Genomic DNA, 17316 nt, shown 5'->3' on the forward strand with positions numbered 1-17316 from the left:
TCCTCAGTCGATATCGAGCGACCTAGCGATCAGCTCTTTCATGATTTCATTGGTTCCGCCATAGATCTTCTGGACCCGGGCATCGGCGTAGAGTTCCGAGATCAGGTATTCGCTCATGTAGCCGTAGCCGCCATGCAGCTGCAGGCATTCGTCGACGATCTCGCATTGAGTCTGGCTACCCCACCATTTGGCCATAGCGGCCTTTTCCGGGGTCAGCTTGCCCTCTTCCAACTCGTCTAGACATGTGTCGAGGAAGGCAGACAAAAGCTCAATCTTGGTGGCAGCTTCGGCAAGTTTGAATCGGGTATTCTGAAAATCCATCACGCGCTTTCCAAAGGCTTTACGTTCGCGCACGTATTCCAAGGTGACCTTGAGCGCGCATTGCGAGGCACCCAGCGCCATGTAGCCTAGTAGCAGACGCTCCCAGGGAAGCTGTTTCATCAGCTGGTAAAACCCCTGACCCTCTTCGCTGCCCAGAAGCGCGGTTTGCGGAACGCGCACATCGTCAAACGCCAATTCGGCAGTGTCGTTGCGCTTCATGCCCATCTTCTTGAGCTTGCGTCCGACGCTATAGCCATCCAGGTCTGCCGTCTCGACGATCAGCAGCGATACGCCCTTGGATTTGGCCTTGGCATCAGTCTTGGCGACAAGGACCAGGATGTCGGCGCTGGCCCCGTTGGTGATGAAGGTTTTGGAACCGTTGATGACATATTCATTGCCATCCTTGATCGCGGTGGTCTTGACCGCCTGCAAGTCCGAACCGGTACCTGGTTCGGTCATGGCGATGGCGGCAATATGTTCACCCGTGGCCAGTTTTGGAAGCCAACGATGTTTCTGATCCTCAGTCCCGAAGGCGAGGATATAGTGGGTGGCAATGTTGTGCACCGACAGGCCCCAACCGCTGTCTCCGGCCTTGGTCTGTTCAAGATAGCTGACCGTATCGAAGTGCCGTGAAAGGCCCAATCCACCATATTCCTCGGGGATGGTAGCACCCAGGACGCCCAGCTCTCCTGCCTGTTCCCAGAACGACCGCGGGATCATCCCATCTTCGGTCCATTGCTCGCGATTGGGCTCGAATTCCTCGGCAAAGAAGCGTGCGACGCTGTCGGCAAAGGCGCGATGATCTTCTGTCATCCAGGCGTGGTTTGGCATGGAAGTACCTTTCTGTTGTCTATTCAGGCGGCGCGGACCAGAGCGGAACCGGTCAGGGTTACCGTGCCATCGTCGATCGTCGCCTTGAGATCGATTTTCAGCATTGTCTCGCGGTCACGCCGGCTGCGTTCAATGACCTCTCCGGTGCAGGTCACGGTCGCACCCACGGGGGTGATGGCGGTAAACCGGGTGGACAGATTGCACAGGTTGTCCTGACCGGCCCAGTCGCTCACAAGACGGCCGAGCTGCGCCATCGACAGCATGCCATGGGCAAAGACATCATCAAGACCGGCCTTGGCGGCAAAGTCGGTATCGACATGGATCGGATTGTGATCCTGAGAAGCCCCGGCATAAAGCGCCAGGGTGGTACGGGTGATCGGGCCGAAACGGTGTTCGTGCAGACGATCACCAACCTGTGCGGTTGAAGGGTGTGTCATGTGATGCGCTCCTTATCCAAGCCGGTGGATCAGATCGCGCCGGACGGTGACCAAGGGGCCACGTTCCTTGTGCGTGATTGTGGTTTCCAGATGCGCAAATTCCAGTTTTCCGCCCTTGGCATCTGAAAAGCCCCTGACCCGCGTAGACAGTGTCACCCGGTCGCCTGCAAAGATTGGCCCGTGGTATTCGTAGGCCTCGTTTCCGTGCAGCAACCGGCGCATATCTGCACCGATCCGGGTCAGGATGTCGGTTCCGCCGGTGCGCCGGGTTTCATGCGCCGCGGCCATGTCGAGAACTACGGCATAGGTGGCCGGTGCGACGACATCGGGATAGCCAGCGGCGCGCGCCGCGCCGGGGTTGACGTAAATCGGGTTGGTCTCGCCAATGGTCTCGGAGAAGAACACAAGCGCACCGCGCTCAACATCCACAGGGACAGGGGCGCTGACCTGTCCTTCGCTGTCGCGGTTGAAACGGGCCACGATTAGGCCGCCTGATAAAGCGTTACCACACAGGCACCGCCAAGACCCAGGTTGTGCTGCAACGCCGTACGTGCGCCTTCGACCTGACGCTTGTCTGCCGTGCCACGAAGCTGATGCGTCAGCTCATAACATTGGGCAAGACCTGTTGCACCCAGCGGGTGCCCCTTGGAGAGCAGCCCGCCCGACGGGTTGGTGACGAATTTGCCGCCATAGGTGTTGTCACCATCGGCGATGAACTTCTTGGCGCCGCCCTCGGGGCAGAGGCCGAGACCTTCGTAGGTGATCAGCTCGTTGTGGGCGAAACAGTCGTGCAGCTCGACCACGTCGACATCTTCTGCGCCGATGCCTGCGGCCTCATAAACTTGCGACGCGGCGGCAGCAGTCATGTCATAACCCACCACCTGCATCATGTCGTTTGTATCAAAGGTCGAGGCCGTGTCGGTTGTCATCGCTTGCGCCTTGATGGTCACTGTCGTGTTGATCCCATGTTTTGCGGCAAATTCGGGGCTGCACAGAATGGCCGCCGCACCGCCACAGGTCGGCGGGCAGGCCATCAGACGGGTCATCACGCCGGGCCACATGACCGGGGCCTGCATGACCTCATCGACCGAGACCTCGCGGTCAAACAACGCCAGTGGGTTACGGGTGGCATGGCGGCTGGCCTTGACGCGGATGCGGGCAAAATCCTGCATCGTGGTGCCATGTTTTTCCATATGGGATTTTCCGGCCCCACCGAAATAGCGCAGGGCAAGCGGGATATCGCCATTGCCGACCAGCGTGTCACAGGCCGCGTCGAAATCATAAAACGGGCTGGGTCGGTCGGTATAGACATTGCCCAGCGCGCCGGGCTTCATCTGCTCAAATCCCACGGCCAGAACGCAATCGGCGATCCCGTGCTCGATGGCCTGGCGCGCCAGAAACAGAGCGGTCGACCCGGTGGAACAGTTGTTGTTGACATTGACCACCGGAATACCGGTCATGCCCACATGATACAGCGCTTTCTGCCCACAGGTGCTGTCGCCATATACATATCCGGCATAGGCCTGTTGGACATCTGAATAATCCAGACCGGCATCGTCGAGGGCCTGCCGGATCGCGGCTGCCGCCATGACGTCATAACTGTCAGACGCACCCGGTTTGGCGAATTTTGTCATGCCGATGCCTGCAACAACCGTCTTGGTGTTCATTGTCCATCTCCCCTTTGGTTTGACAAGATAATCGTGGCTTATTCTCCATCTGACAAATAGAATAATCTCCAGTGATATCGAAAACTGGAATGGGCTGATGAATTTCAAGAAATTGAAATATGTCGTTGCCGTCGATCGTGCGGGCTCAGTGTCTGCTGCGGCCAAACGGCTGAACATCAGCCAGTCGGCGGTAACAAAAGCTGTTGCCGATATCGAGAACGACCTGGGATTCGCGGTGTTTGACCGTCGCGCCCATGGCGTATCGACAACATCGGCCGGCCGGGACTTTGTCGACCGGGCGGCACGTATCCTGTCGGACGTTGACCGGCTCGGTTCGGACATGAGGGAGGGGCGCCGGACAAGGGACCTGCTGTTGCGCATCGCGGTTGCCCCGGCTTCGCTGGAAGGGTTGATGAACCGGTCGGTCGAATCTCTTCTCGTCGAGTGGCCGGACATCCGGTTGCACATGCGCGGGGGGCCATTGGAAACCGGGATCATGTTGCTTCGGCAAGGGGATATCGATGTATTGGTCGGGCCAAAATCGGCTCTGGAGACCGAGCCGGGTTTTGTCTGTTCCGAGCTCCCGCCGATGCGCCCCTTTCTTTATGGGAGGCACCGGCATCCCCTACAAGGCACGACGCGTCTTTCACCACAGGACATCGCCGCCTATCCGATCATCGTTCCCGATATTCAAGGGCCGCTGGTTACGCCCCTGCTGAATGTTCTGGAATTCCTGGGTGGCAATCCGCTTGGTCGCTTGAACGTGATCGAAACTTACACCATTGCCGCGAGGGTCGTCGAACGCTCTGACGCAGTAGGAGTGGTGCTTGGAAACTTTGCCGAAAGCCGCGGTTTCAAACGCCGGTTCAGTATCCTTGACTTTGACATGGGCGGCGCGTTGCCCATGGCTGTTGCGTGGCAAAAGTCGCAGCGGATAGGCAGGGCGCTGACAAGGTTTCTTGATCGGCTGTATGAATTTCCGCCTACCGGATGATGCGTGCGCTCTGATTTGATCAGCAGCGTAGTCGTCCGCCGCCTTCCATTTGATTAGTTGGCAAACACGGAGTTTGATGTTCATTGAAAGGCTGAACAGCGCCAAGCCTAGGTGGTTGTTAACCACATCCAATCATACGCGAATTGATGGTTAATTGGCTGCTTGCATGGATCTTCCTCCGATCCGCCCCCCGCACCCCAGCGGCAACACAACATTGCCCAATGATCAGTTCCGCAAGGGAAAACCGGTGAGCAGATTGAGGTTGTTCCCGGCCCAAACGTGCATCCAACCGATTTGCAGAGAGCGACGCCTTTGAGCCCAATTCGTATGATGCTGCGGTGGCGCGGAACCGGCCAGATACGCCCATGACAGACACTTGCTCAAACCACAAAGTTGGGGTTCCACCATCGGACACGGTGGCAACGAGGCATCGGCAGAATTTTTTTTGGTGCCCTTTGATCTGTCGCATATCGGAATCCGGTCATTTTTGCTCTGTTTTGAGAGCTGATTATGTGGATGAGCTTGGGCCTGCTTGGGCGCCGAGAAGCATCGAGATTTCCTGGAAACTTGGGAGGGGGACTGTTCATGAAAGTCAAAGACTACCTAAAAATTGAAAGTGCGACCGATATCAGCCGATCAGAGGTCGGGCGCTTGGGAACCGCGATTCTATTTGTCGTCGGCGTTGTGATCTATACGGGTACGACTTTCGATCACGTGGACCAGCTCTATCTATTGATCGCGGCCGCGGTGATCGGGGCCTACATGGCCATGAACATCGGTGCCAACGATGTCGCCAACAATGTTGGACCAGCGGTCGGCTCCTATGCCCTGACCCTGACCGGCGCAATCATGATTGCCGCCCTGTTCGAGGCCGGCGGCGCCATCATCGCAGGTGGTGACGTTGTTTCGACAGTCAAGAAGGGCATCATTGATCCCGCCAATGTGGACAACCCGGATGTGTTCATTTGGGTGATGATGGGGGCGCTGATCGGGGCTGCTCTGTGGCTCAACGCCGCCACTTGGCTGGGCGCACCGGTTTCCACCACTCACTCAATCGTTGGCGGCGTAATGGGCGCCGGAATCGCGGCGGCTGGCTGGGATGTGGTGAACTGGGGCTCGATGGGCAAGATCGCTCTGAGTTGGGTGGTCTCACCGGTCACCGGCGGGGTCATCGCTGCCCTGTTCCTTTATAGCCTCAAAAAAACGATCTTTTTCAAATCCGAACCGGTCGAGGCCGCCCGCAAGGTTGTGCCGTTCATGATCGGCATCATGACCTGGGCGTTCACAACCTACATTGCGCTCAAAGGCATCAAGAAGCTGGTTAAAATCGACTTCCCGACCGCCATGTTGATTGGCCTGGTGGCCGGTCTGGCGATCATTGTCATCGTCCGGCCGATGATCAACAAGGTGGCGCCAACGCTTGAAAACAACCGCAACGGCGTGAACAGGCTGTTCACCATACCGCTGATCATTTCGGCGGCTCTTCTCAGCTTTGCCCATGGTGCCAATGACGTGGCCAATGCTGTTGGCCCGCTCGCTGGTGTCGTCGATGCGCTGACCGCTGGTGAAGGCGGAAGCTCAAAGGTGGCCATACCATTGTGGGTGATGGTGATTGGGGCGATTGGTATTTCGGTCGGATTGGCCCTGTTCGGTCCCAAGCTGATCCGGACGGTTGGCTCAGAAATCACCGAACTGGACCGCTCGCGCGCCTTCTGCATCGCATTGGCCGCCGCGATCACAGTGATCATTGCCAGCCAGCTGGGCATGCCGATCAGCTCGACCCACGTCGCCCTGGGGGCCGTGTTCGGGGTCGGGTTCCTGCGTGAATTCCTGGAAACGCGGCTTGGCAAAGTCGTCGAGGACGTACTGGTTCAACACAAAGGTGAGAAAGACTTTGCGGTGGCCGAACAGGTTCTGATGACGTTCCAAAATGCGCCGCCTGAAGACAAACAGCGGATTCTTGACGAGTTGAAGAAGATGGGTCCCGAAGCGGTCATTGACGCTGCCGAACGCAAGGAACTGCAAAAAGCTCTGAAGCGGCAGCTGGTTCATCGCGCATCGCTGCTCAAGATCGTCTCGGCCTGGATCATCACCGTACCGGTATCGGCTTTCCTTGCGGCACTGTTCTACTTTGTGCTGCGCGGCATGATGCTGCCATGAGGGGCCCGATCACCACATGATGAAAAAACTCCTCCTACCGGTTATCCTGCTGGTCCTGAGCCTCGGCTTCTGGGCCAGCAGCGACTTTCAGGAGATCGCGGCCGGTGTCGCGATCTTCCTGTTTGGCATGTTGATGTTGGAAGACGGTTTCAAACTATTCAGCGGTGGCTTTCTAGAAAAAGCCCTGGAACGGGCGACAGGTTCTGTTCCCCGGTCATTGGGCTTCGGAATCGTTGCAACGACGATCATGCAATCAAGCTCACTGGTCTCGGTGATCACGATTTCCTTCCTGTCCGCCGGGTTGATCTCGCTGTTGGGTGGGGTTGGCATCATCTTTGGTGCCAACATCGGCACCACCACCGGTGCCTGGCTGGTCGCGGGTTTCGGCCTCAAGGTCAAGATCTCGGCCTATGCCCTGCCGATGCTGGCGATCAGCATCGTTCTGGTGTTCCAGAAGAACAAATACTGGCGCGGCGCGGGGTTCGTGTTGGCCGGGTTGGGATTCCTGTTCCTTGGCATCCACCACATGAAAGAAGGGTTCGAGGCCTTCAAGGACCAGTTCGACCTGACGCGGTTTGCGCTGGAAGGTTTGCTGGGGCTGGTAGTCTATACCCTGGTCGGCACCGCTGCGACCGTGGTGATGCAATCAAGCCATGCCACGATGGTCCTGATCATCACAGCATTGGCGGCGGGACAGATTTCATACGAAAACGCCCTGGCACTGGCCATCGGGGCCAACATCGGCACGACGATTACAGCGATCATTGGCTCATTTACGGCCAACTATCAGGGCAAGCGGCTGGCGCTGGCGCACTTGATCTTCAATATGATGACGGCAGGCGTGGCCCTGATTTTCATCAGCCCACTGCGCCTGGCGGTCGATTTCGTTTCGGCCGGGGTCGGTATTCCTGACACCGATTACGCGCTCAAGCTGGCGGTGTTCCACACCATCTTCAACCTACTCGGCGTGATCATCATGCTGCCTCTTCTGAAGTGGTTGATCGGTTTCCTTGAACGCACCATTGCCCAGCCCGAAGAAGATTTGAGCGAACCGAAATACCTCTCCGAGGCGGTCGATGAGTTCCCCCAAACCATCGAGATTGCCATGCGCCGCGAAGTCAAACATCTTTATGACAACGCGGCCGAGCTTATCGTGCATGGGCTCAACCTACACCGACACGACCTGTACTCTGCCAAGGATATCGCCGCCACCGTTGAGGCAAGCCGGGAACCGGTCGAGTTTGATATCGATGAACGTTACGAAGCGCGGATCAAAACGCTTTATTCCGCTATCGTCGAGTTCGCCACACGGGTGGGCGCCAAGGACATGCCCGAAGACGTCATGCAGGACATCTATTCGCTGCGCGATGTGGCGGGTCGGATTGTCCGCGCCGTCAAATCTGTCAAGCACCTTCGGGCAAATGCGATTCAGTACACGGAAACCCAGCAAGGCTTGGTCACAGATCTCTACAACGTACTGCGCACCGAAATTGCGCGAATTCTGGTGGAAATTCGCAAGCTTGATCTGGCGGATCCCGAGGATCGGTCTAGTCTTTGGCTGGATCAGGAGCGTATTCAGGTCGAAAGCGATGCGCGGGCAACAAACAGCGCGGTTGAGACGCTGATCCGCAACCACGATCTCGATGCCTTTATGGCAACATCGTTTCTGAACGATTCCAACTATGCCTATTCGGCGATGCGCGACCTTCTGGGTGCGGCGCGCACGTATTACATCGAAACCGAAGATGCGATGGCCGAAGTCGAACGCATTCTGGCGCTTGAGGATGACGAGTTGAGCTCGATTGTATTGAGCGCATTAAGAGATGACAAAGGGGAATCCGCGCCATGACCCGCCTAGCCTGTCATGCAACTGTTACAATGCGCCCGTATCACGGGCGACCACGCAAGGGTGGATGCCATGGATTTTGAGAACAGTGTCGAAAAGCTCGACAAATACTTCAAGCGCCTGTCCAAAGGTAAGGCGCAAAAAATCAAGCCTTCTCACGTTGAAAAGGTGATCGGCAAGCTTGCGAAGAAGGAAGTGCTTCTTCGAGCCGAAATCAAGGACACGAAAAAAGAATCCAAGATCGAGCGCCTTGAACGCAAGCTGGGTCTTTTGCACGAACAACAGTCCCGCGCCCGGTGGTTGTTGGAGGAGATAAGCAAACAGTAGGCGCGATTAATCTCTGGCCAAGCTGGCGCTCACACCCAAGACGTAAACCTGTTTGGCAATGAGTGCGCATTTGTCCCTTGTGTTTCCAGCGGGTCAGTTGCGATGTCGCGAAAAGCCGACATCCCGGCGCCTGCAATGCAAGCTCACCTTGGCGCGATCTGGGACGTCGGTATTTGTCGACTTGGTGGTCGGCAAATTCCCCGCCTGCGCCGCGCGGCTCAACCCGACCGCGGCCCGGCGCTACCAGGCAATCAAGCCTCGTCAAACCCCTGGTAAAACCGATTCCAGGTCGGTGAGATCAGCAATTCATTTATGCAAGCACGAGACGGAAGTTCAGCTAAAAACCTTATGGTTGCACCCAAATCCTCGGCCTTAAGCATGCGTGCCTGTTCTTCCGCGCTGGGCGGAACTGGTCTTGACTTCAATATGTCGGTGACGACTTCGCCCGGCATCACCACGGTAGATCGAATGCCGTGCGCGCCCTCTTCCTCATTGATGGATTCGGAAAGCGCGATGACCGCACGCTTGGTGGCGTTATATGCCGCCCCGGTCAGCCGCGAGGCATAGCGCCCGGCCCAGCTTGAAATCAAGATTAGCAGCCCATCGCCCTTTTGCCGCATCCCGGGCAATACAGCGCGTGCTGTGTGGAATACCCCATTCAAATTGATGTCGACGACGTAAGACCAATCCTCGTCGCTGATCCTGTCCATGGCCCGTCCCGGTACGTTCAACCCTGCCGAGGCCACCAGAATATCGACCGGCCCGATTGCATCGACTGCGTTTCGAACTGCCACTGCATCGGATACATCCAGCACGAGCGTGCGCGCCTTGCCTCCCGATGATCTGATCTCTTCTGCTATGGTTTCTAGTGGTTCAGAGCGCCGCCCGGATACGACGATGTCGGCCCCGGCTTCTGCCAAAGACCTGGCCGCAGCGGCACCGATGCCGCTCCCGCCTCCGGTTATCCATGCTGTCTTGCCGTCCAGTTGTGCCATTCGCCGTCTCCTCGTGAGAAGAGGCTAGCCACTAGGTGCACATGGGTCCATCACAACGCGCCGTCACAGCTTGGCCAAAGTGATACCCGCATCGGTCAGATGCCTTCGCAATTCGCGTGCCATGGCCACAGCTTCTGGCGTGTCCGAATGCAAACAGACCGTGTTGATCCGCGTCGGAATACGCTTGCCTGATTCGGCGATGATCGCGCCCTCACGCAGCATTTTCAGGATACGCGGTGCCGCCGTCGCCGCGTCATGCAGAACTGCGCCGGGCAGCGACCGGTCCACCAGAGTGGCGTCGTCATTGTAGGCCCGGTCGGCAAAAATCTCGCCCGCCCAGTTCCCGTTCAGTTCTTCCATCGCCTGTTGTTGCGCGGTTGCGGCAAGAACCATCACGACGATATCCGGGTCCACCGCCAGCGCCGCCCGGTAACAGGCTCGCGCCATGTCCAGGTCTTCCGAGCACATGTTAGCCAGCGCCCCGTGCAGTTTCAGATGCCGCACTTGGCCCCCGGCGGCCTTGGCCATCGCCTGTGCCGCTCCGAGTTGATAGGCCACCATATTGGCCAGCTCGTCATGGGTTCGTGGCAACCGACGGCGCCCGAACCCGCGCAGATCATCAAACCCGGGATGTGCGCCAATGCCGACACCCTTGTCGATCGCCATAGTCATGGTCTTGGCCATCACGTCCTGATCGCCCGCATGAAACCCGCAGGCGATATTGGCCGAGGTGATCACATCAAGCAGCGCCGCATCATCGCCCATCGTCCAAGGGCCGTACCCCTCGCCCATATCGGAATTGAGATCGACCGTCGTCATCATGTTTCATGCCCCTTCAAGATCGTCGCCCGCCGTGGCGCCGCTGATCAATTGATAGCCAAGCAGATCGGCAATGTCATTGGGGTCGCGTAGCATCGGTTGCACATGACCGCGCAACCGGCGCAATTCCTCGGTCTCGCTGATCAACAGCTTGTCCGAGGCCTCGAAGGAAATGAACTCGAATTTCAACGCCACTCCGGGCGCCGCCTGCGCCACTTTGGGCAGGTCAGCCGGGATCACGGTTCCGATCCTGGGATAGCCGCCAATTGTCTGGCATTCCGGTAACAGGACGAACGGCACGCCATCGCCGGTCATCTGGATATCACCGGGCACAATCATGTCCGAGACGATATTCAGTTGCCCATCAGTTTGGAACGATATTCCATCCTGTTCCAGCTTGATCCCCTGACGGTTGCCGTGGGTAGATCTTCGAAACATGGTTTCACTAAACCGCGCCCGCGTTTCGCTGGAATAGAGACTGGTTTGTGGCCCTTCGACAATTCGGATCGCACCGCCCGAGAACCGGCCTTCGGGGCGCAGCATCATCTGAACATGTGTCATGTCCCCATCCGGAACGAATGCCAGTTCATCCCCGGTCTTCAACAATCCCCCCAACCCCGCAATCAGATGTGTAGACCGACTGCCAAGCACTTCTGTCGTTGCCAATCCTCCGGCAAGGTTAAGATACCCGTACACCCCTGCGGTTGCCGGTCCGATCTCCAGCATTGCACCGGGCGGGATCAGGTGGCTGGCATTCCACGCCAGCGGCGCACCGTCCAATGTAGCGCGCATCTGCGCGCCGGTCAGGGCGATGCGCGTCGGTTCATCAACGCTGAACGTACCGCCCATACCAGCCATTTCGATTGCAGCCTGCGGTGCCGTCTGCCCAAGCAATGCCGCCGCTTCCAGAATCGCCCGCCGATCAGCCGCGCCTCCCCGCGACAGGCCTAGCTTTAGCGTGCCTGTGCGCCCTAGGTCCTGAACCGACATCGCCGGTCCGGCGCGGTGAACACTCAGGCGACTCATTCCGTGATCTCCAGTCGCGCGCCACCGAACCCGTCTGCGTTGCCGCGTTCGATGCGGTCGAACTCCTCCGCCGACACCTGCGCAAACTGCAGCACATCACCGGGTAGCAAGGGAAACGGTTCTGCCGCTCCGGCGCGATAAGGTTTGAACGCCGACCGCCCCACCTGCCGCCATCCGGTGGGTGACGCATTAGCAAACACGATCAACTGCCGCACGGCGACCACAAGCGCTCCGGCAGGTACCTGCGGGTTAATCTCCTGCAGCCGTGGAATGTCCCACCGCTCGGGCAGCATCCCAAGATAGGGCTGTCCCGGCGCAAATCCGATGGCAAGAACCCGTACCGGGTGCGCCAGCAGATCGGCCACCGCCCGTTCCTCGCGCATTCCCAACAGAGCAGCAGTATCGGCCAGTTGCGGGCCATCTTCACCGCCGAACACAACCGGTATATGCCAACGCCGTTTCGGAGCCTCTTCGGGCAGGGACAACCAATCCGTCTGTCCCAACAAGGCTTTCAACCGGGCCGCCAACCGCGTTCGATCCGTCCGATCCGGATCAAACCGCAGATAGGCCGATGAGAGCGTCGTCGACATCTCAACCACGCCCTCGGGCATCGCTTCGTCAAGATAATCGGCAAAGCCCAAAACCGCGCGATTGGCCGCGTCATCCAGCCGTGTCGAAAACCGCACCAACAGCCCGTCCGCACCCAGCGGCAGGATCTCGGGGGCTGGTGTTTCATCAGGCTGGGTCAGGGCGTTTCCTTCGCGTTTTCAACCGCAATCTTTCCCTATCCGGTGCCCAAAGAAAAGCCCCGCGCAAAGCGGGACCAAATCAAGCCATTCAGGCCATGTTAGAGACTGTTACTGTGCAGCCCGGACAAAAACCCGGCTCGGATGCAGTTCTCCGGACTTGTAAATCCCGACGGCAACCGCCTCGCCATTCAGCGAGGCCCAGCATTCATCGCCATAGTCCACGTCCGCCGGGATCACCATGCCCGGATTGCCATTGCGCAGCCGCGCGGCCCCCTGCTCGGTCGTCTTGACCTCGGGCAGTTCGGCCAGGCCTTCTTCCAAGGGGCGCAGCCACTCGTCCATCTCCGGCGTTTTCGCCAGCTCTTCGATCTGTGCAAACGTGATCCCGTCCTCTGCCTCAAACGGCCCCGACCAGACCCGGCGCAACCAACCGACATGACCGTAACACCCCAGCGCCTCTCCCAGGTCGCGCGCAATCGAGCGCACATAGCCACCCTTGCCGCAGGTCATTTCCAAAATGGCGCTGTCGGGTCCCGGCCGATCCGCAAGCAGCAGCTCGTCCACCCAAAGCGGTCGCGCCTCGATCTCGACATCTTCACCGGCGCGGGCCAGTTTATAGGCGCGTTGCCCGTCGATCTTCACCGCCGAGAACTTGGGCGGTACCTGCATGATGTCGCCAAGGAACCCGTTCAGCGCTTCGATGATCTCATCGTCGCTGGGCCGCGCATCCGAGCGCGCAATCACCTCGCCCTCGGCATCATCCGTATTGGTCGCCTGCCCGAACCGCACCTCGAACCGGTACGCCTTCAGCGCGTCGGTGATATAGGGCACCGTCTTGGTCGCCTCGCCCAGCGCCACGGCCAAAACGCCGGTCGCCTCAGGGTCAAGCGTACCGGCATGCCCGGCTTTCTTGGCGTCAAATGCCCACCGCACCTTGTTCACCACGGCAGTCGAGGTCATCCCGGCGGGTTTGTCGACAACCAGCCAGCCGGAGATGTCGCGCCCTTTGCGTTTGCGTCCCATGAAATACGGTCCCTTTTGATAAGGCGCGCTGGGTAACCTAGCGCATCTGGCCCGTCAACAAGCCTCAGTCGCCAACAACACCCACGATCGGCCCCATCCGAAACCCGGGGTCCGACCGCTCCAGATCCGGCGCATGAAGTCGCGAGATATTTCCGTCGAAATAGAGCGCTTGCGGCAGGCCCAACCCCTCTTTGAACAGCATGCCGAATTCATAGAATGTCACCGGATGGTTCGAGATGGCAAAAACCACCCGTTTGCCATCCTCCGATGTCCCAACCCCGTTGCGCACATAGCGGCTGCTGCTGTCCTTAAGGAACCTGGGATGCAGATTGCCATTTATGACCAGCATCGGCCCCGATTGGGTGGCACCGCGGCAGTCCGGTTTGGTCTTGGCAAAGCGCCTGGTCTCGATCACGTCCGCGCGGCTGTCGCGGATACAGAAAACCCCGTTGGGCAGCATCCCGAAATTTCCCGGCCCCTTGGCCGTGATCAGCTTCTGCACCTGCTGGCCTTCTTCAAGATAAAGACCCACCGGCGCGCGGTCGTCGTGATACATGCCAGCGTTCATGGCAAAGCCCAGGGTCTTTTTCGTCTGGGTAAGTGTGGTCTCGAGCGAATGAAAGTGGCCATACAGCGTGCCGCTCGGGTCGCGCAGAAATAGGCGCAGTTCTTCCTTCTCGGCATCCACCTCACACAGGGTATAACGATCGTCCTGAAACTTGACATCCTGGCACTCCACTGCGGCAACCGGTCCTGCCGCCAGCAATAGGAATGTCAAAACCCGCCACATGGGCCTAACCCTCGATATCCCGGCGCACCTGCTCGTCACTGAAAAGCCGCCGGGTCTCGTCCATCTGGTCGAAGGTTTCATCCAGCCGGAAGCGCAGGTCGGGTGTGTATTTCATCGCCAGTTTTTTGCCGATCAACCGGCGCAGCTCGCCCCGGTTGCGAGCCAGCAGGGCAACCGCGTCTTCCTGCCCCTGCCCGCCAAGCGGCAATACATAGGCCGTCGCGATTTTCAGGTCGGGCGAAGTCCGCACTTCGCCCACCGTCATCGACAGCCGGTTCAATTCGGGGTCATGCACGTCGCCACGCGCCAAAACCTCGGACAGGGTGCGTCGGATTAATTCACCCACCCGAAGCTGCCGTTGACTGGGCCCGGGGCCATCTTGGAATGTGTTCTTTGCCATGCGCCGGACATAAGCCTTTGTCGGACCTTTGCCAAGCGCAAGCAGCTAGGCTAAGGAAAGCCCTAGCCAACGCATAGGAGCAAAAACATGTCCGACACCCCCGGAATCGTGATCACCGGCGCCTCGGGGCGCATGGGCCAGATGCTGATCAACACCGTGGTGGCATCCGACAAGGTCAAGCTCGTCGGCGCGATTGAACGCGACGGTCATGACTGGCTTGGTCGCGATGTGGGCGAGGCGATGGGCGGTCAGGCGCTGGGCGTCACCGTCGAAAGTGACCCATTGGAATGCTTTGCCCGCGCTCATGCTGTGATCGACTTCACGGCGCCGATGGCCACGCTAAATTTCGCCAAATACGCCGCCCAGGCGCGGGTTGTACATGTGATCGGCACTACTGGCATGGATGACGACCAGATTGCCGCGCTGGAGCCCGCTTCCCGTCATGCCGTGATCGTGCGCGCCGGCAACATGAGCCTCGGTGTGAACCTGCTGACCCAGCTGACCCGCAAGGTGGCCCAGGCGCTGGACGAGGATTTCGACATCGAGGTGATCGAGGCGCATCACAACCAAAAGGTCGATGCCCCCTCGGGCACGGCCCTGATGCTGGGCCAGGCCGCTGCCGATGGCCGCGGTGTTGACTTGAACGAGGTGGCCGACCGTGGTCGCGATGGCATCACCGGCGCGCGCAAACGCGGTGACATCGGGTTCACCGCCATTCGTGGTGGCGACATCGTTGGCGAACATGACGTGTTGTTTGCCGCCCCCGGCGAACGCATCGTCATTCGTCACATCGCAACGGATCGTTCGGTCTTTGCCCGTGGCGCGCTCAAGGCAGCGCTCTGGGGGCTCGACAAGAAACCGGGTCAGTATGACATGATCGACGTTCTGGGTCTCTGACATGACTATGGCCGACCACGCCGATTGCATCTTCTGCAAAATCGCCCGTGGGGAAATTTCGGCGACCGAAGTGTACCGCGATGACCGGATTGTCGCGTTTCTCGATCTCGGCCCGATCCGCCCTGGCCATGTCTTGATCATTCCGCAGGAACATTTCCCCTATTTCGACGATCTCCCGGCCGATCTTGCAGCAAGCATCATGCATCTGGGCCAGCGGCTTGCACGGGTTCAGAAATCAGAGCTTGGCGTGGACAAGGTCGGGTTCATGTTCTCGGGTGGTGACGTGGCGCATGTGCATGCGCACCTTGTGCCAATGCATGAAAAAACCGATCTCACGTCGCGACGCTATATCGTGGAAGAAAACGTCAGTTTCGCGCCATGCCTCCCGGCTGACGTGGATGATCTTGCAGCGATGGCAGAACAGATTTCGAAGGGGCTCGCGTCTGACTAGGTCTGTCAGAAATCGACCGCGATCCCTTTCTTTTCCCAATCGCCAAACCGCACTGGCTCGGGGCCGTCACGACCGCCGAGTTCCTTGGGCATCGCCTTGGCCTCGGCCTCGGCTTTCTTGCGGCGCGCTTCGGCTTCTTTCAGAGCGCGGATGGCGGCGGGGGGAAGGTCTTTCTTCTCAGTCATGGCGTTGATATACGCGCGGCTTAGGCCTTTGCCAAGGATAGCACATGCCCAAACCCTCTGCCCGCCGCTCCGCCATCTACATGCTCGACCAGATTCTGGGCGAAGGACGGCTGCTCAGCGAGCTGACCCCGTCCCTTGAACGACTCACCACTGCGGATCGCGCTCGGGCGCAACGGCTGACCACTGAAACCCTGCGCGGGCTGGAACGGGCCGATAAACTGCTCTCGCGCCACCTGCGCAAGAACCCCGCGCTCTTTATCCGCAATGTTCTGCGCCTTGCCACCGTCGAACTGGCGCTGGGCGGCGATGCCCATGGCGTGGTCAACGACGCGGTCAGCATCGTCGCGGAGCACAAGCGCCACAACCGGCTCAAGGGGCTGGTGAATGCCGTTTTGCGCAAGATGGTCGATGAGGCCCCGGCCAAGTGGGATTCCTTGCGCATCCCCCGCTTGCTGAAATGGCTGCGTGGCCCCTTGGTCGAAGCCTATGATGCCCCCACCGTCGCCGCCATCGAGGCGGCACATTTCCAGGGCGCACCGCTCGATATCACGGCTAAAACAGATCCTAACAAGACCGAAAAGACGCTGGAAGGCACGCTTCTGCCCACCGGTTCCATCCGCCTGCCCGGTGCGCCGCAGGTCTCGGCCTTGCCGGGGTACAGAGGCGGGCACTGGTGGGTGCAGGACGCCGCTGCTGCCGTACCGGCCAAGGTTCTCGCCCCACAACCGGGTGAGAAAATCCTCGACATGTGCGCCGCTCCGGGCGGCAAGACCCTGCAACTCGCCGCCGCTGGGGCCAAAGTCACAGCGCTCGACATCTCCGAAGGTCGCCTTGAGCGGGTCCGAGAAAACCTGCACCGTGCCCGCCTAAAGGCGAATGTTGTGGCGCAGGATGCTCTGGAGCATCAGGGCAGCTATGACGCCATCCTGCTTGATGCGCCCTGTTCCGCCACCGGTACCATCCGCCGCCACCCAGATCTGCCCCATGCCAAGGACGGTTCGGAATTTGGCGGGCTGATCGAACTGCAAGCGCAAATGCTCGACCACGCTCTGGCGCTGCTTAAACCAGGTGGGCGGCTGGTGTTCTGTACCTGCAGCCTTTTGCCCGATGAAGGCGAATGCCAGGTAGATGAGGCCCTGAAACGCCACCCGGACCTGATGGTGGATCGCGATGCGCTTAATCTTCCTGGCATCGACCGCGCCTGGCAAACTGAAGAAGGGGGCCTTCGCCTGCGCCCCGATTATTGGGCCGATCAGGGCGGAATGGACGGGTTCTATATCGCTTGCTTGCGAAAGTCTTAGGCAAATTCCCACCTGTGCGCACTTGTCTGATGACCTTGTGACCAAGCCGGGCTATCATGCATCGCAATGACGCCGATAACGGTGCAACAAGGTCGAG

19 protein-coding genes are annotated in these 17316 nt (G+C 59.2%); 7 read left to right on the plus strand and 12 right to left on the minus strand.

Features of this window, described 5'->3' with window-relative positions:
• Positions 1 to 3: 3 nt before the first annotated feature.
• From RXV86_RS11460 to RXV86_RS11475, 4 genes are read right to left on the minus strand one after another with little or no spacing between them, the layout of a single operon-like run.
• Entirely contained in the window at positions 4 to 1134 is a 1131-nt protein-coding gene (locus tag RXV86_RS11460; protein WP_316299720.1) for an acyl-CoA dehydrogenase family protein, read from the minus strand.
• Between the two features lie 41 nt (positions 1135 to 1175).
• Complete coding sequence (locus RXV86_RS11465) at positions 1176 to 1589, minus strand: MaoC/PaaZ C-terminal domain-containing protein (protein ID WP_316299722.1); 414 nt, start codon at positions 1587 to 1589, stop codon at positions 1176 to 1178.
• A gap of 12 nt (positions 1590 to 1601) precedes the next feature.
• A complete protein-coding gene (locus RXV86_RS11470) occupies positions 1602 to 2069 on the minus strand; it encodes a MaoC family dehydratase N-terminal domain-containing protein (RefSeq protein WP_316299724.1) in 468 nt (155 codons plus the stop codon).
• A gap of 2 nt (positions 2070 to 2071) precedes the next feature.
• Entirely contained in the window at positions 2072 to 3256 is a 1185-nt protein-coding gene (locus RXV86_RS11475) for a lipid-transfer protein (RefSeq protein WP_316299726.1), read from the minus strand.
• Positions 3257 to 3353: 97 nt separating this feature from the next.
• On the opposite strand from RXV86_RS11475, the gene RXV86_RS11480 reads away from it, so the two are divergent.
• The 4 genes from RXV86_RS11480 to RXV86_RS11495 all read left to right on the plus strand — a co-directional run bounded on the left by RXV86_RS11480 (position 3354) and on the right by RXV86_RS11495 (position 8583).
• Complete coding sequence (locus tag RXV86_RS11480) at positions 3354 to 4250, plus strand: LysR family transcriptional regulator (protein ID WP_316299728.1); 897 nt, start codon at positions 3354 to 3356, stop codon at positions 4248 to 4250.
• A 585-nt stretch (positions 4251 to 4835) separates the two neighbouring features.
• Positions 4836 to 6410 (plus strand): anion permease, encoded by a 1575-nt coding sequence (locus tag RXV86_RS11485; RefSeq protein ID WP_316299730.1) that lies wholly within the window; start codon positions 4836 to 4838, stop codon positions 6408 to 6410.
• Between the two features lie 19 nt (positions 6411 to 6429).
• Positions 6430 to 8259 (plus strand): Na/Pi symporter, encoded by a 1830-nt coding sequence (locus tag RXV86_RS11490; protein WP_316299732.1) that lies wholly within the window; start codon positions 6430 to 6432, stop codon positions 8257 to 8259.
• A 15-nt stretch (positions 8260 to 8274) separates the two neighbouring features.
• Complete coding sequence (locus tag RXV86_RS11495) at positions 8275 to 8583, plus strand: hypothetical protein (RefSeq protein ID WP_316299734.1); 309 nt, start codon at positions 8275 to 8277, stop codon at positions 8581 to 8583.
• Positions 8584 to 8834: 251 nt separating this feature from the next.
• Here the strand turns inward: RXV86_RS11495 and RXV86_RS11500 are convergent, their stop codons facing one another.
• From RXV86_RS11500 to rbfA, 7 genes are all read right to left on the minus strand, one after another.
• Positions 8835 to 9578: an SDR family NAD(P)-dependent oxidoreductase gene (locus RXV86_RS11500; protein ID WP_316299735.1), complete on the minus strand. Its 744-nt coding sequence runs from the start codon at positions 9576 to 9578 to the stop codon at positions 8835 to 8837.
• A 63-nt stretch (positions 9579 to 9641) separates the two neighbouring features.
• Complete coding sequence (locus tag RXV86_RS11505; RefSeq protein WP_316299738.1) at positions 9642 to 10400, minus strand: 5-oxoprolinase subunit PxpA; 759 nt, start codon at positions 10398 to 10400, stop codon at positions 9642 to 9644.
• A gap of 3 nt (positions 10401 to 10403) precedes the next feature.
• Positions 10404 to 11423 (minus strand): biotin-dependent carboxyltransferase family protein, encoded by a 1020-nt coding sequence (locus RXV86_RS11510; protein ID WP_316299741.1) that lies wholly within the window; start codon positions 11421 to 11423, stop codon positions 10404 to 10406.
• Complete coding sequence (locus tag RXV86_RS11515; RefSeq protein WP_316300258.1) at positions 11420 to 12172, minus strand: carboxyltransferase domain-containing protein; 753 nt, start codon at positions 12170 to 12172, stop codon at positions 11420 to 11422. The genes RXV86_RS11510 and RXV86_RS11515 overlap by 4 nt, the downstream gene beginning before the upstream one ends.
• 108 nt (positions 12173 to 12280) lie before the next feature.
• Complete coding sequence (gene truB / locus RXV86_RS11520) at positions 12281 to 13195, minus strand: tRNA pseudouridine(55) synthase TruB (RefSeq protein WP_316299743.1); 915 nt, start codon at positions 13193 to 13195, stop codon at positions 12281 to 12283.
• A 64-nt stretch (positions 13196 to 13259) separates the two neighbouring features.
• Positions 13260 to 13985 (minus strand): phosphodiester glycosidase family protein, encoded by a 726-nt coding sequence (locus tag RXV86_RS11525; RefSeq protein WP_316299745.1) that lies wholly within the window; start codon positions 13983 to 13985, stop codon positions 13260 to 13262.
• A 4-nt stretch (positions 13986 to 13989) separates the two neighbouring features.
• On the minus strand, positions 13990 to 14385 hold the full coding sequence (gene rbfA, locus RXV86_RS11530; RefSeq protein WP_316299748.1) for a 30S ribosome-binding factor RbfA: 396 nt from the start codon (positions 14383 to 14385) through the stop codon (positions 13990 to 13992).
• 87 nt (positions 14386 to 14472) lie between these two features.
• On the opposite strand from rbfA, the gene dapB reads away from it, so the two are divergent.
• Both dapB and RXV86_RS11540 read left to right on the plus strand, forming a co-directional pair.
• Entirely contained in the window at positions 14473 to 15282 is an 810-nt protein-coding gene (gene dapB, locus RXV86_RS11535; protein ID WP_316299750.1) for a 4-hydroxy-tetrahydrodipicolinate reductase, read from the plus strand.
• A gap of 1 nt (position 15283) precedes the next feature.
• A complete protein-coding gene (locus tag RXV86_RS11540) occupies positions 15284 to 15733 on the plus strand; it encodes an HIT family protein (protein WP_316299751.1) in 450 nt (149 codons plus the stop codon).
• Between the two features lie 5 nt (positions 15734 to 15738).
• On the opposite strand, the gene RXV86_RS11545 is transcribed toward RXV86_RS11540, so the two are convergent.
• Entirely contained in the window at positions 15739 to 15918 is a 180-nt protein-coding gene (locus tag RXV86_RS11545; protein WP_316299754.1) for a DUF1674 domain-containing protein, read from the minus strand.
• A gap of 44 nt (positions 15919 to 15962) precedes the next feature.
• Here RXV86_RS11545 and RXV86_RS11550 point away from each other — a divergent pair, with 44 nt between their 5' ends.
• A complete protein-coding gene (locus RXV86_RS11550; protein ID WP_316299756.1) occupies positions 15963 to 17219 on the plus strand; it encodes an RsmB/NOP family class I SAM-dependent RNA methyltransferase in 1257 nt (418 codons plus the stop codon).
• The last annotated feature ends 97 nt before the right edge of the window (positions 17220 to 17316 follow it).

The organism is Aliisedimentitalea sp. MJ-SS2 (assembly GCF_032586155.1).
Classification (GTDB): domain Bacteria; phylum Pseudomonadota; class Alphaproteobacteria; order Rhodobacterales; family Rhodobacteraceae; genus JAWHTC01.

Excerpts from the sequence above, each read along its gene's own strand:
- RXV86_RS11460 (WP_316299720.1), bottom strand. The coding sequence starts at position 1,134 with ATGACAGAAGATCATCGCGCCTTTGCCGACAGCGTCGCACGCTTCTTT.
- RXV86_RS11495 (WP_316299734.1), top strand. The coding sequence starts at position 8,275 with ATGCAACTGTTACAATGCGCCCGTATCACGGGCGACCACGCAAGGGTG.
- RXV86_RS11500 (WP_316299735.1), bottom strand. The coding sequence starts at position 9,578 with ATGGCACAACTGGACGGCAAGACAGCATGGATAACCGGAGGCGGGAGC.
- RXV86_RS11505 (WP_316299738.1), bottom strand. The coding sequence starts at position 10,400 with ATGATGACGACGGTCGATCTCAATTCCGATATGGGCGAGGGGTACGGC.
- RXV86_RS11465 (WP_316299722.1), bottom strand. The coding sequence starts at position 1,589 with ATGACACACCCTTCAACCGCACAGGTTGGTGATCGTCTGCACGAACAC.
- RXV86_RS11510 (WP_316299741.1), bottom strand. The coding sequence starts at position 11,423 with ATGAGTCGCCTGAGTGTTCACCGCGCCGGACCGGCGATGTCGGTTCAG.
- RXV86_RS11540 (WP_316299751.1), top strand. The coding sequence starts at position 15,284 with ATGACTATGGCCGACCACGCCGATTGCATCTTCTGCAAAATCGCCCGT.
- RXV86_RS11545 (WP_316299754.1), bottom strand. The coding sequence starts at position 15,918 with ATGACTGAGAAGAAAGACCTTCCCCCCGCCGCCATCCGCGCTCTGAAA.
- rbfA (WP_316299748.1), bottom strand. The coding sequence starts at position 14,385 with ATGGCAAAGAACACATTCCAAGATGGCCCCGGGCCCAGTCAACGGCAG.
- truB (WP_316299743.1), bottom strand. The coding sequence starts at position 13,195 with ATGGGACGCAAACGCAAAGGGCGCGACATCTCCGGCTGGCTGGTTGTC.
- RXV86_RS11475 (WP_316299726.1), bottom strand. The coding sequence starts at position 3,256 with ATGAACACCAAGACGGTTGTTGCAGGCATCGGCATGACAAAATTCGCC.
- RXV86_RS11490 (WP_316299732.1), top strand. The coding sequence starts at position 6,430 with ATGAAAAAACTCCTCCTACCGGTTATCCTGCTGGTCCTGAGCCTCGGC.
- dapB (WP_316299750.1), top strand. The coding sequence starts at position 14,473 with ATGTCCGACACCCCCGGAATCGTGATCACCGGCGCCTCGGGGCGCATG.
- RXV86_RS11480 (WP_316299728.1), top strand. The coding sequence starts at position 3,354 with ATGAATTTCAAGAAATTGAAATATGTCGTTGCCGTCGATCGTGCGGGC.
- RXV86_RS11485 (WP_316299730.1), top strand. The coding sequence starts at position 4,836 with ATGAAAGTCAAAGACTACCTAAAAATTGAAAGTGCGACCGATATCAGC.
- RXV86_RS11525 (WP_316299745.1), bottom strand. The coding sequence starts at position 13,985 with ATGTGGCGGGTTTTGACATTCCTATTGCTGGCGGCAGGACCGGTTGCC.
- RXV86_RS11550 (WP_316299756.1), top strand. The coding sequence starts at position 15,963 with ATGCCCAAACCCTCTGCCCGCCGCTCCGCCATCTACATGCTCGACCAG.